This is a genomic window from Streptomyces sp. NPDC002104 (assembly GCF_053593795.1).
In genome coordinates this window covers 1-11,439 of sequence record NZ_JBSFDF010000100.1, presented here as the reverse complement: position 1 = coordinate 11,439, position 11,439 = coordinate 1, and the positions used below count along the sequence as shown (strand labels likewise).

The following is an 11,439-nucleotide window of genomic DNA, read 5'->3' as shown; positions in this document are numbered from 1 at the left end:
ATCGGTCTCCATGCGGCAGGAACGGATCCTGCCGGCCGACGCCATCCGCGCCCTCCCCAAGGGCATCCGGCTCCCGTGCATGACGGGAGGGAGCAGGCCCTACAGGCGTTCCGGTGCGGACGGTTCAGCGGCGCCACTGCCAGGCGTGGTCCACCGGTCCGATGCCCGCGCCCAGGGCGAACCCGGCGGCGATGGCGCCGGTGACGTACTCCTTGGCGTCGGTGACGGCCTCCGGGACGGTACGGCCCTTGGCCAGGCCCGCCGCGATCGCGCTGGCGAGGGTGCAGCCGGTGCCGTGGGTGTGCCGGTTGTCGTGGCGGGGGGCCCGGAGCCAGCGTTCGTCGGCGCCGTCCGTCAGGAGGTCGACGGCCTCGCCGCCGTGGGCGGCGAGGTGGCCGCCCTTGATCAGCGCCCACGCTGGCCCGTACGCGAGGACCGCGTCGGCGGCCCGGCGCATGTCGTCCTCGCTCTCCACGACGACCCCGGTGAGCTGGGTCACCTCGTCCAGGTTGGGCGTGGCGACGGTGGCCCGGGGCAGCAGCTCTCCCCGTACGGCGTCCAGCGCGGTGGCGGCCAGGAGCGCGTCCCCGTGCTTGGAGACGCCGACCGGGTCCACGACGGCCGGGGCGGCGGTCGCGGCGAGCAGCTCGGCGACGGTCTCCACGAGGGCGGCGGAGGACAGCATTCCCGTCTTCACGGCCTGGACGCCGATGTCGTCCACCACGGCCCTGTACTGGCCCTTCACGGCTTCCGCGGGCAGTTCCCAGACCCCTTGGACGCCGAGCGAGTTCTGCGCGGTCACAGCCGTCAGCACGCTCATCCCGTGGACCCCGAGCGCCAGCATCGTCTTGAGGTCGGCCTGGATGCCCGCGCCGCCGCCGGAATCGGATCCGGCGACGGTCAGGCACAGCGGCGGGTGCGCGCCGGGGGTGCCGGGTATGCGGGGTCCGCTCATCGCGGGGTGTCCTCCGCGGCCGCGTCGCCGCCGAAGTGGTCCCAGCCGCCGGTGGAGGCCCAGGGGGCGCCGTCGACGGTGACCTGGGGCAGCGCGGAGCGGTTCTGGACCTCGCCGATGACCTTCCAGCGGGCGGGGAGCTTCACGTCCGGCGGGAAGGTGGCCACGATCGCGTGGTCCTCTCCCCCGGTGAGGACCCACTGGAGCGGGTCCACGCCGACGGCCTGCCCGATGTCGTGCATCTGCGTCGGGATGTCGACGGCCGCCGAGCGCAGGTCGATCCGTACCTTGCTGGCCTCGGCGATGTGCCCGAGGTCGGCGATCAGGCCGTCGCTGACGTCGGTCATGGCGGTGGCGCCGAGTCCGGCGGCCGCGGGGCCCGCGTGGTACGGCGGCTCGGGGCGGCGGTGGGCCTCGACGAAGGCGCGCGGCGAGCGGAAGCCCCGCGAGAGCACCGCGAAGCCGGCCGCGGACCAGCCGAGCCAGCCGGTCACGGCCACGACGTCGCCGGGCTGGGCGCCGGAGCGCAGCACCGGTTCGTGGTTGCGCAGGTCGCCGAGCGCGGTGATGGCCACGGTGATGACGTCGCCGCGGACCACGTCGCCGCCGACCACGGCGGCTCCGGCGACCTGGCATTCGTCGCGGATGCCGTCCATCAGTTCGGTGGGCCAGGTGGCCGGCAGCTCGGCCGGGACGACGAGGCCGAGCAGCAGCGCGGTCGGCACCGCGCCCATGGCGGCGATGTCGGCGAGGTTCTGCGCGGCGGCCTTGCGGCCGACGTCGTAGGCCGTGGACCAGTCGCGCCGGAAGTGCCTGCCCTCCAGCAGGATGTCCGTGCTCGCCACGACCCGCCGGTCGGGGGCCGACACCACCGCGGCGTCGTCGCCCGGGCCGACCCGGACCGCCGGGGTGGTGGTGAGCCGTGAGGTGAGCTCCCGAATGAGCCCGAACTCCCCCAGCTCGCCCACAGTGCCCTTCATCGCTGTGCCCCTTCTTGCCCAGTCCGCTTGCGGTCGCGAGCCGTCACAGCTCTGGGTACCGTCAACAGATACGTCAACTTCTGCTCTCCGTACGCCCCGCTCTGCGCGCCGCCGGACCCGCGGGTCTCCCCGCGGCGCTCGGCGACGCGGTACCGTGGCGTCCCTTCTTCCCCGGGCCCACCCGTCATCCCCGGGCCCACCCGAAGGGTAGGGGAAATGATCCTCGTGGCCGCCCTGGAGGTTCCGTGGTACAGGCGTACATCCTCATCCAGACCGAGGTGGGCAAGGCGTCGTTCGTCGCCGAGTCCATCGCGCAGATCGCGGGGGTGATCCAGGCCGAGGACGTGACCGGTCCCTACGACGTGATCGTGCGCGCCCAGGCCGACACCGTGGACGAGCTCGGCCGCATGGTCGTGGCCAAGGTCCAGCAGGTGGAGGGGATCACCCGCACCCTGACCTGCCCGGTCGTCCATCTGTAGCCCCCGTCTACTCTTGGCCGGTGATGTCACGACACCGCCGGCCCTTCTCTCTGCTCGCCGCACTGACCGCGCTGGCCGCCTCGGCGGCCCTCGCGGGCTGTTCCCCGGGTGGGTCCGGGGCACGGGTGGATCCGCCGTCCGCTCCGCCCGGGGATGTCGCGGGTCTCTGTGCGGCGCTGCACAAAGAGCTCCCCGGGACGGTGGCCTCGCTGGCCCGGACCCCGGCGCTGCCGGAGTCGGACCTGACCGCCGCGTGGGGTGGCTCGGCGATCGTACTGCGGTGCGGCATCCCCCGGCCCGCGAAGATGCTGGACGAGAACGCGGACGGCGTCGACGTGAACGGTGTCGGCTGGCTCCTGGAGAAGCTGGACGACGGCGGTTTCCGGTTCACCACCGGGAGTCGGCTGGCGTACACGGAGGTCCGGGTCGACAAGGAGCATGCCACGGATGCGGGGATGCTGGTGGGCCTGTCCGCGGCGATCGCCAAGACCGTACCGGTGGGCGTCTCCTCCTACTAGGGGGTGCCGCGCCGCTCACCGGCCCCGCTCACAAGGACCGCCCGCCGGCCCCCTCTCCGGGGGCGGCGGGCGGTCCTTCGTGTACGGGAGGACCCGCCTAGCGCAGTCCGGTGGAGCGGCGCAGGGCGGCCTGGATCAGGCGGTCCACCAGCTCCGGGTACTCGATGCCCGACTCCTGCCACATGCGCGGGTACATGGAGATCGGCGTGAAGCCCGGCATGGTGTTGATCTCGTTGATGACGAAGGTGCCGTCTTCGGTCAGGAAGAAGTCGGCGCGCACCAGGCCCTCGCAGGACGCGGCGTCGAAGGCCTCGATCGCGAGCTTCTGGACCTCGGCGGTCTGCTCCGGGGTGAGCGGGGCGGGCACGAGTCCGGAGGCGGAGTCGATGTACTTCGCCTCGAAGTCGTAGAAGTCGTGGCTGGAGACCGGCGGGATCTCGGCGGGCACGCTCGCGCGCGGACCGTCCTCGAACTCCAGGACCCCGCACTCGATCTCGCGGCCGCGCAGCAGCGCCTCCACGATGATCTTCGGGTCGTGGCGGCGGGCCTCGCGGATCGCGGCGTCCAGCCCGGAGGGCTCGTCGACCTTGGTGATGCCGATCGAGGAGCCGGCGCGGGCGGGCTTGATGAACAGCGGCCAGCCGTGCTCGCCGGCGAAGTCGGCGATGCGCCGCAGGGCGCCCTCGCGGTCGTTCTCCCACTCGCGGGGGCGGATGGTCACGTACGGGCCGACGCGCAGCCCGAAGGACGTGAAGACCCGCTTCATGTAGTCCTTGTCCTGGCCGACGGCCGAGGCGAGGACGCCCGAGCCGACGTACGGGATGCCGGAGAGCTCCAGGAGGCCCTGGAGGGTGCCGTCCTCGCCGTACGGGCCGTGCAGGACGGGGAAGACCACGTCGACCTCGCCCAGCGCCTTGGGGACGGCGCCCGGCTCGGTGTAGACGACCTCGCGGCTGGCCGGGTCGACGGAGAGCACGACGGCGCCGTCCTCGGACTCGGCGAGCTGCCCCACGTTGGGGAGCTCACCGCCGGAGATGGCCATCCGGGCGGGCTCGTCGGCGGTCAGCGCCCACCGGCCGTCCGTGGTGATGCCGATGGGCAGCACCTCGTACTTGGAGCGGTCGATGGAACGCAGGACGGCGCCCGCGGTGACGACCGAGATGGCGTGTTCCGAGCTGCGGCCGCCGAACACGACGGCCACGCGGGGCTTGCGGCCCTGCTGCTCAGGGGTCTGGGGGAGGTTCTCGCTGCTCATATCGCCACGAGAGTACCCGCTCATGCGTCCGGAAAGCAGTCAGCGCCGTTCCGGTTTGGCGCTGCGTCCCATGAGTTCCTTCAGCGCGACCAGGGTGGGCTTGCCGTGGTGGACGATGTCGACGACCGTGTCGGTGATCGGCATGTCCACTCCGTGGCGGCGGGCCAGATCGGCCACGGACTGGCAGGACTTGACTCCCTCGGCGGTCTGCTTGGTGACCGCGATGGTCTCCTCCAGGGTCATCCCCCGGCCGAGGTTGGTGCCGAAGGTGTGGTTCCGGGAGAGCGGCGAGGAGCAGGTGGCGACGAGGTCGCCGAGGCCCGCGAGGCCGGAGAAGGTCAGCGGGTCGGCGCCCATCGCCAGGCCCAGGCGGGTGGCTTCGGCGAGGCCGCGGGTGATGAGCGAGCCCTTGGTGTTGTCGCCGAGGCCCATGCCGTCCGCGATGCCGACGGCGAGGCCGATGACGTTCTTGACGGCGCCGCCCAGCTCGCAGCCGATGACGTCGGTGCTCGTGTACGGGCGGAAGTACGGGGTGTGGCAGGCGGCCTGGAGCCGCTGGGCGGCGGCCTCGTCCACGCAGGCGACCACGGAGGCGGCGGGCTGCCGGGCGGCGATCTCGGCGGCCAGGTTGGGGCCGGTGACGATCGCGATGCGCTCGGCGGGGACCTTGGCCACCTCTTCGATGACCTCGCTCATCCGCTTGGCGGTGCCCAGTTCGACGCCCTTCATCAGGGAGACGAGGACGGTCTCGGGGGCCAGCAGCGGGGCCCAGGCGGCGAGGTTGCCGCGCAGGGTCTGCGAGGGCACGGCGAGGACCGTGAAGTCGGCGCCGGCCGCGGCCTCGGCCGGGTCGGTGGTGGCGCGGATGTTCGCGGGGAGTTCGACGTCGGGGAAGTAGTCCGGGTTGGTCCGGCCGCTGTTGATGGCGTCGACGAGCTCCTGGCGGCGGCCCCACAGGACCACCTCGCAGCCGGCGTCGGCGAGGACCATGGCGAAGGCCGTGCCCCAGGAGCCGGTTCCGAATACGGCTGCCTTCACGGGACCTGTCACTTGTTGCCCTCCCCTGCGGCCTTGCGCCGCTGCTGCGCCCTGGCCTTGCGATGGTCGTACGGCTGCGGGGGCGCACTCTCGCCCCGCAGTTCCTCCAGCAGCCCGGTGATGGCCGCCATGATGACTTCGGTGGCCTCCCTGAGCACGTCCGGGGTGGGTTCCCGGTCGTAGTACGCGGAGAGGTCCACGGGCGGTCCGGCGAGGACCTGGAGGGTTTTGCGCGGGAACAGGCTGACCTTGTTCTCCTTGGCGTAGGGCGGCATCGCGAGATTCGCGCCCCACTGGGCCACCGGAATGACGGGGGCCCTGGTCATCAGCGCGACGCGGGCGGCGCCGGTCTTGCCGGCCATCGGCCACATGTCGGGGTCCCGGGTCAGGGTGCCTTCCGGGTAAAAGGCCACGCATTCGCCGCGCTGGATCGCGTCCACGGCGGCCCGGAATGCGTCCAGGGCGTTGGTGGACTCCCGGTAGACGGGGATCTGGCCGGAGCCGCGCAGGATCGCCCCGACAATGGGGACGTCGAAGAGGGCCGCCTTGCCGAGCAATCGGGGCACCCGGCCGGTGTTGTACTGGAAGTGCGCGTAGGACAGCGGGTCCAGATACGAGTTGTGATTGACGGCGGTGATAAATCCGCCCTCGGCCGGAATGTGTTCCATTCCCCGCCAGTCCCGCCTGAAGAGCACTACCAGCGGCGGTTTCGCGATGGCCGCCGCAAGGCGGTACCAGAAGCCGATTCTGCGGCGGGACACTCGGACACCTTCCTCTAGGACCGGTGCGCGGCTTGGGCACCCCGGGGACGGACAAGTGTGGCCCCGGGTCCGGTCTCTGTCGAGAACACCGTACGCCCCGGACACCCGGACAGGGCCCCGGGTCGCCCGGCATGAGGTGACAATGGGGCTCCGCATGACCTGGTCATGACCCGTACATGGTCCGAGCGGCGCGCGAGCGTGCCGGAGGGAAGGGGTCCGTCACGAACGCCGTCTGGAGTCTGGTCGTCCCGCTGAAACCGCTCGCGGTGGCCAAGAGCCGCCTCGCGGCGGCCGTCGGGGCGTCCCGGCCCGGGCTCGCCCTGGCGTTCGCGATGGACACCGTCGCGGGGGCGCTGGCCTGCGCCGCGGTCGCCGATGTGGTGGTCGTCACGGACGATCCGGTGGCGGGCCCGGAACTGGCGCGGCTGGGGGCCCGGATCGTTCCGGACTCCCCCGCGGCCGGGCTCAACGCGGCGCTGGACCACGGGGCGCGGGAGATACGGGCGGGCAGGCCGGGGGCGGCGGTGGCGGCCATGAACGCGGATCTGCCGGCACTGCGGCCACCCGAATTGCTACGCGTGCTCGAAACCGCTTCGGTATTTCCCCGGGCATTTCTGGCGGATGCGGCGGGAATCGGGACGACCTTGCTTTCCGCTGCTCCGGACGTGGAATTGGCGCCCTCGTTCGGCGGCTCCTCGCGGGCCCGGCATTCGGCTTCGGGCGCGGTGGAAATGGCCCTCGCCGGAGTCGAGAGCGTCCGCCGGGACGTGGACACGGGGGCGGATCTGCGGACGGCCCTGGCCCTCGGCGTGGGGCGCCATACGGCCCGATACAGTGCCCGTATGCAGGCGACCGCGTACACGTACGACACCCAGACCCGCAGCGGCAGCGTGCTGCTGGACGACGGCACCCCGGTGCCCTTCGAGGCCCCGGCGTTCGACGCGGGCGGCCTGCGGCTGCTGCGTCCCGGGCAGCGGGTCCGCATCGAGACGGACGGCGAGGGCGCGGGCCTGCGGATCACCCTGGTCACGCTGCAGACCTTCTGACCCCGGATCCACGCGCACGCACCGCGGGCCGGTTTCCCCACGGTGGGGAAACCGGCCCGGCGTGTGTGACTCGTTGCCCTACTTGGTCTTGCGGGCGGTGGTCTTCTTCGCGGTGGCCTTGCGCGTCGCCGTCTTCTTGGCGGGCGCCTTCGTCGCCGCGGTGGCCTTCTTGGCAGCCGGGGCGGTCTTCTTCGCGGTGGCGGTGGTCTTCTTCGCCGTCGCCGCGGCCTTCTTGACCGTGGCCTTCTTGGCCGCGGGGGCGGCCTTCTTCGCCACGGCGGTCTTGGTGGCCGTCTTCTTGGCGGTGGCGGTGACCTTCTTGGCCGTGGTCTTCTTCGCGACCGTGGTCTTGGCCGCGGCAGCCGCCTTCTTGGCGGGTGCGGCCTTCTTCGCGGCGGCCTTCTTGACCGTCGCCGAAGCGCCACCGGTGAGGCTGCCCTTGGGCGCCTTCTTGACCGAGACCTCGCCGCCCTTGGGCAGCTTCTTGGTACCGCTGACCAGGTCCTTGAAGCCCTGGCCCGCACGGAAGCGGGGAACAGAGGTCTTCTTGACCCGGACGCGCTCACCCGTCTGGGGGTTGCGGGCGTAGCGGGCCGGGCGGTCGACCTTCTCGAACGAGCCGAAGCCCGTGACCGAGACACGGTCGCCACCGACGGTCGCGCGGACGATGGCGTCCAGTACCGCGTCGACGGCGTCCGCGGCCTGCTGACGGCCGCCCAGCTTGTCGGCAATCGCTTCTACGAGCTGCGCCTTGTTCAACGTCTTCCCCTTCGGAGACTTCGCCAGAACGAATGTGTTCAAGCTTATTTCGCACGTTAGGCGGATATATACCGCAAATCAAACACGAAACGGGCTTATCACCCTAGTGCCGCAACGTTGTAGGCCGTTACGGAGTTCCTTCGCATCAGTCGCCTTCAGGGAATCGACCCTCGTCGAGGTCCTTCATCAACCTGTCCAGGCGCACTGCCGCATCGGCGAGATCGTGCTTCGCCGCGGCCGTGACGACCAACAGCTTCCGGGTCAGCGCCATCCTTACGCCCTCCGGGACTTGCAGTGAGCGCACCCTTGTGTGTGCTTCTTTCAATCGGTCGGCGACAAGTCCGTAGAGCTCAAGTTGACTGTCGCCTTCCATGCACAGATTGTGCCATCTGGGGCGAGTTGTCGCCTCACGGGGCCTCAACACACGACTGTGCCCCCTGCCGGATGGCAGGGGGCACAGTGTTGCCTATGTGATCACCCTAAGGCGAATAAGCGCTGCTCAGGCTGGAATCACGCCTGAATCGTGCGCGGCTTGAAGGCCGGCCGGACGCTTTCGTAGGTGGCGATGTCGGCTTCGTTCTGAAGGGTGAGAGAGATGTCGTCCAGACCCTCCAGCAGCCGCCAGCGGGCGTTGTCGTCGAGTTCGAACTCCGCTACGACGCCTTCGGCTCGGACCTGGCGGTCGACCAGGTCGACCGTGATCTCGGCGGTGGGGTCGGCCTCGGTCAGCTTCCACAGCTGCTCGACGGTCTCCTGCGGCAGGACCACGGTCAGCAGACCGTTCTTCAGCGAGTTGCCGCGGAAGATGTCGGCGAAGCGGGAGGAGATGACCGTCTTGAAGCCGAAGTTCTGCAGGGCCCAGACGGCGTGCTCGCGCGAGGAACCGGTGCCGAAGTCGGGACCGGCGACCAGGACGGTCGCGCCGGCGCGCTCGGGGCGGTTGGTGACGAACTCCGGGTCCTTGCGCCAGGCCTCGAAGAGCCCGTCCTCGAAACCGTCGCGGGTGATCTTCTTCAGCCAGTGGGCCGGGATGATCTGGTCGGTGTCGACGTTGCTGCGGCGCAGCGGGACGGCCCGGCCGGTGTGGGTGGTGAAGGCTTCCATCGTTCTCAGACTCCTGCGGGCGCGGGGGCTTCGGACAGGTCGGCGGGCGAGGCCAGGTGGCCCAGCACCGCGGTGGCGGCGGCCACCTGCGGGGACACCAGGTGGGTGCGCCCGCCCTTGCCCTGCCGGCCCTCGAAGTTGCGGTTGGAGGTGGACGCGGAGCGCTCACCGGGCGCCAGTTGGTCGGGGTTCATGCCCAGGCACATCGAGCAGCCCGCGTGCCGCCATTCGGCGCCGGCCTCCTTGAAGACCTTGTCCAGGCCCTCTTCCACGGCCTGCAGGGCGACGCGGACCGAGCCCGGGACGACCAGCATCCGCACGCCGTCGGCGACTTTGCGGCCCTCGATGATCCCGGCGACGGCGCGCAGGTCCTCGATGCGGCCGTTGGTGCAGGAACCTACGAAGACGGTGTCGACCTTGATGTCGCGCAGCGGCTGTCCGGCGGTCAACCCCATGTACTCCAGGGCCTTTTCGGCGGCGTTGCGCTCCGAAGCGTCCTCGTACGAAGCAGGGTCGGGGACGTTGGCCGACAGGGGCGCGCCCTGGCCGGGGTTGGTGCCCCAGGTGACGAACGGCGCCAGCGTGGTGCCGTCGATGACCACCTCGGCGTCGAAGACGGCGTCGTCGTCGGTGCGCAGGGTCTTCCAGTACGCGACCGCCGCGTCCCAGTCCTCGCCCACGGGGGCGTGGTCGCGGCCTTCGAGGTAGTCGAAGGTGGTCTGGTCGGGGGCGATCATGCCCGCGCGGGCGCCGGCCTCGATCGACATGTTGCAGATGGTCATGCGGGCTTCCATCGAGAGCTGCTCGATGGCCTCGCCGCGGTACTCCAGGATGTAGCCCTGGCCGCCGCCGGTGCCGATCTTGGTGATGATCGCCAGGATCAGGTCCTTGGCGGTGACGCCGTCGGCCAGCGCGCCGGTGACGGTGATCGCCATCGTCTTGGGGCGGGCCAGCGGCAGCGTCTGCGTCGCCAGCACGTGCTCGACCTGGCTGGTGCCGATGCCGAACGCCAGCGCGCCGAAGGCGCCGTGCGTGGAGGTGTGCGAGTCACCGCAGACCACCGTGGTGCCCGGCTGGGTCAGACCCAGCTGCGGTCCCACGACGTGGACGACACCCTGCTCGACGTCGCCCAGCGAGTGCAGGCGTACGCCGAACTCGGCGCAGTTCGACCGCAGCGTCTCCAGCTGGGCCCGGGAGACCGGGTCCGCGATCGGCTTGTCGATGTCGATGGTGGGGGTGTTGTGGTCCTCGGTCGCGATGGTGAGGTCGAGGCGCCGGACCTTGCGGCCGGCCTGGCGCAGCCCTTCGAAGGCCTGCGGGCTGGTCACCTCGTGCAGCAGGTGCAGATCGATGAAGAGAAGGTCGGGCTCGCCTTCGGCGCGCCGGACGACATGGTCGTCCCAGACCTTCTCCGCGAGTGTCCTACCCATCGCTTTCCCTCCGGCCGGCCGGTTGTGCCGGCGCTTGATAGAGATCTCGTGCGCCTGATCGCCCGTACCCCACGTCCCGGACGACGGCTCGGACCCAGTGGTTCGTGGACCCGCACATACAGACTCGCTGGTTCTTGGAAAAATTGAACTTGCGTTTCACAGTGTGAGACGCGAATATCGTTTCATGGACAACTCTAGCGGCGTCGGCGTTCTCGACAAGGCAGCTCTGGTATTGAGCGCACTGGAGTCCGGTCCGGCCACCCTCGCCGGGCTGGTCGCGGCGACAGGGCTCGCACGACCCACGGCACATCGCCTTGCCGTGGCTTTGGAACACCACCGGATGGTGGCGAGGGACATGCAGGGCCGGTTCATCCTCGGACCGCGGCTGGCGGAGCTCGCCGCCGCGGCCGGCGAGGACCGCCTGCTGGCCACGGCCGGACCGGTGCTCACCCACCTCCGGGACGTTACGGGCGAGAGCGCGCAGCTCTACCGGCGTCAGGGCGACATGCGCATCTGCGTGGCGGCCGCGGAGCGGCTGTCGGGCCTGCGGGACACCGTCCCGGTGGGCTCCACGCTCCCGATGAAGGCCGGCTCGGCCGCGCAGATCCTGATGGCCTGGGAGGAGCCCGAGCGGCTCCACCGCGGCCTGCAGGGCGCGCGCTTCACGGCGACGGCCCTGTCGGGCGTACGGCGCCGCGGCTGGGCGCAGTCGATCGGTGAGCGGGAGCCCGGCGTGGCCTCCGTCTCGGCGCCGGTGCGCGGCCCCTCGAACCGCGTGGTGGCCTCCGTATCGGTCTCCGGGCCGATCGAGCGCCTGACCCGTCACCCGGGGCGCATGCACGCCCAGGCCGTCATCGACGCGGCCGCCCGTCTGACCGAGGCCCTGCGCCGCTCCAGCTGACCCTTCCCCCCACCTGACTCCCCCGGGCCCGGGGGCGCGTGAGACGCCGCACACGTCCACACACGCGCCGCCGGGCCCGTACTTCTCGGCCCGGCGGCCGCCCCGTCCGGAAACGGCGAAGAGGCCCTCCGCGATGAACGCGGAGGGCCTCTTCTGTGCGTACCCCCGACCGGATTCGAACCGGCGCTACCGCCTTGAGAGGGCGGCGTGCTA

General features: G+C 71.1%; 12 protein-coding genes and 1 pseudogene. 4 read left to right on the top strand and 9 right to left on the bottom strand.

Annotation, left to right across the window (positions count from 1 at the left end; all coding sequences use genetic code 11):
- Nucleotides 1-124 precede the first annotated feature (124 nt).
- Together thiD and ACWCP2_RS37715 are read right to left on the bottom strand one after the other, a co-directional pair.
- On the bottom strand, nucleotides 125-955 hold the full coding sequence (gene thiD / locus ACWCP2_RS37720; protein ID WP_450913051.1) for a bifunctional hydroxymethylpyrimidine kinase/phosphomethylpyrimidine kinase: 831 nt from the start codon (nucleotides 953-955) through the stop codon (nucleotides 125-127).
- Nucleotides 952-1,935 carry a thiamine-phosphate kinase gene (locus ACWCP2_RS37715; RefSeq protein ID WP_450913050.1) on the bottom strand — a complete coding sequence of 328 codons (984 nt, stop codon included), beginning with the start codon at nucleotides 1,933-1,935 and terminating at the stop codon, nucleotides 952-954. Before ACWCP2_RS37715 ends, thiD begins: the two co-directional genes overlap by 4 nt.
- Nucleotides 1,936-2,180: 245 nt before the next feature.
- On the opposite strand from ACWCP2_RS37715, the gene ACWCP2_RS37710 reads away from it, so the two are divergent.
- Together ACWCP2_RS37710 and ACWCP2_RS37705 are read left to right on the top strand one after the other, a co-directional pair.
- The gene (locus tag ACWCP2_RS37710) at nucleotides 2,181-2,414 is read left to right on the top strand and encodes an Lrp/AsnC ligand binding domain-containing protein (protein WP_214947835.1); all 234 of its coding nucleotides are present in this window, start codon (nucleotides 2,181-2,183) and stop codon (nucleotides 2,412-2,414) included.
- Between the two features lie 23 nt (nucleotides 2,415-2,437).
- Complete coding sequence (locus tag ACWCP2_RS37705; protein WP_450913052.1) at nucleotides 2,438-2,932, top strand: DUF3515 domain-containing protein; 495 nt, start codon at nucleotides 2,438-2,440, stop codon at nucleotides 2,930-2,932.
- Nucleotides 2,933-3,029: 97 nt separating this feature from the next.
- Here ACWCP2_RS37705 and ACWCP2_RS37700 read toward each other — a convergent pair whose 3' ends face one another.
- From ACWCP2_RS37700 to ACWCP2_RS37690, 3 genes are read right to left on the bottom strand one after another with little or no spacing between them, the layout of a single operon-like run.
- Nucleotides 3,030-4,187, bottom strand: coding sequence for a D-alanine--D-alanine ligase family protein (locus ACWCP2_RS37700; RefSeq protein ID WP_450913049.1), 1,158 nt, complete (start codon nucleotides 4,185-4,187; stop codon nucleotides 3,030-3,032).
- A gap of 39 nt (nucleotides 4,188-4,226) precedes the next feature.
- Entirely contained in the window at nucleotides 4,227-5,237 is a 1,011-nt protein-coding gene (locus tag ACWCP2_RS37695) for an NAD(P)H-dependent glycerol-3-phosphate dehydrogenase (RefSeq protein ID WP_450913048.1), read from the bottom strand.
- Nucleotides 5,234-5,986, bottom strand: a complete 753-nt coding sequence (locus ACWCP2_RS37690) for a lysophospholipid acyltransferase family protein (RefSeq protein ID WP_450913047.1) — start codon at nucleotides 5,984-5,986, stop codon at nucleotides 5,234-5,236. Before ACWCP2_RS37690 ends, ACWCP2_RS37695 begins: the two co-directional genes overlap by 4 nt.
- Before the next feature lie 176 nt (nucleotides 5,987-6,162).
- On the opposite strand from ACWCP2_RS37690, the pseudogene cofC reads away from it, so the two are divergent.
- Nucleotides 6,163-6,825, top strand: a pseudogene (gene cofC / locus ACWCP2_RS37685) (2-phospho-L-lactate guanylyltransferase); the annotation flags it as partial.
- A 285-nt stretch (nucleotides 6,826-7,110) separates the two neighbouring features.
- Here cofC and ACWCP2_RS37680 read toward each other — a convergent pair.
- From ACWCP2_RS37680 to leuC, 4 genes are all read right to left on the bottom strand, one after another.
- The gene (locus ACWCP2_RS37680; RefSeq protein WP_450913046.1) at nucleotides 7,111-7,791 is read right to left on the bottom strand and encodes an HU family DNA-binding protein; all 681 of its coding nucleotides are present in this window, start codon (nucleotides 7,789-7,791) and stop codon (nucleotides 7,111-7,113) included.
- Nucleotides 7,792-7,936: 145 nt separating this feature from the next.
- The gene (locus ACWCP2_RS37675; protein ID WP_450913045.1) at nucleotides 7,937-8,164 is read right to left on the bottom strand and encodes an SCO5555 family protein; all 228 of its coding nucleotides are present in this window, start codon (nucleotides 8,162-8,164) and stop codon (nucleotides 7,937-7,939) included.
- A 137-nt stretch (nucleotides 8,165-8,301) separates the two neighbouring features.
- Entirely contained in the window at nucleotides 8,302-8,895 is a 594-nt protein-coding gene (leuD, locus tag ACWCP2_RS37670; RefSeq protein WP_254385742.1) for a 3-isopropylmalate dehydratase small subunit, read from the bottom strand.
- A gap of 5 nt (nucleotides 8,896-8,900) precedes the next feature.
- The gene (gene leuC / locus ACWCP2_RS37665; protein ID WP_450913044.1) at nucleotides 8,901-10,325 is read right to left on the bottom strand and encodes a 3-isopropylmalate dehydratase large subunit; all 1,425 of its coding nucleotides are present in this window, start codon (nucleotides 10,323-10,325) and stop codon (nucleotides 8,901-8,903) included.
- 184 nt (nucleotides 10,326-10,509) lie between these two features.
- Here leuC and ndgR point away from each other — a divergent pair, with 184 nt between their 5' ends.
- The gene (gene ndgR, locus ACWCP2_RS37660; RefSeq protein ID WP_112450208.1) at nucleotides 10,510-11,226 is read left to right on the top strand and encodes an IclR family transcriptional regulator NdgR; all 717 of its coding nucleotides are present in this window, start codon (nucleotides 10,510-10,512) and stop codon (nucleotides 11,224-11,226) included.
- Nucleotides 11,227-11,439 lie beyond the last annotated feature (213 nt).

Coding starts and splice junctions, on each gene's coding strand:
- thiD (WP_450913051.1), bottom strand. CDS start 955: ATGAGCGGACCCCGCATACCCGGCACCCCCGGCGCGCACCCGCCGCTG.
- ACWCP2_RS37715 (WP_450913050.1), bottom strand. CDS start 1,935: ATGAAGGGCACTGTGGGCGAGCTGGGGGAGTTCGGGCTCATTCGGGAG.
- ACWCP2_RS37705 (WP_450913052.1), top strand. CDS start 2,438: ATGTCACGACACCGCCGGCCCTTCTCTCTGCTCGCCGCACTGACCGCG.
- ACWCP2_RS37700 (WP_450913049.1), bottom strand. CDS start 4,187: ATGAGCAGCGAGAACCTCCCCCAGACCCCTGAGCAGCAGGGCCGCAAG.
- ACWCP2_RS37675 (WP_450913045.1), bottom strand. CDS start 8,164: ATGGAAGGCGACAGTCAACTTGAGCTCTACGGACTTGTCGCCGACCGA.
- leuD (WP_254385742.1), bottom strand. CDS start 8,895: ATGGAAGCCTTCACCACCCACACCGGCCGGGCCGTCCCGCTGCGCCGC.
- leuC (WP_450913044.1), bottom strand. CDS start 10,325: ATGGGTAGGACACTCGCGGAGAAGGTCTGGGACGACCATGTCGTCCGG.
- ndgR (WP_112450208.1), top strand. CDS start 10,510: ATGGACAACTCTAGCGGCGTCGGCGTTCTCGACAAGGCAGCTCTGGTA.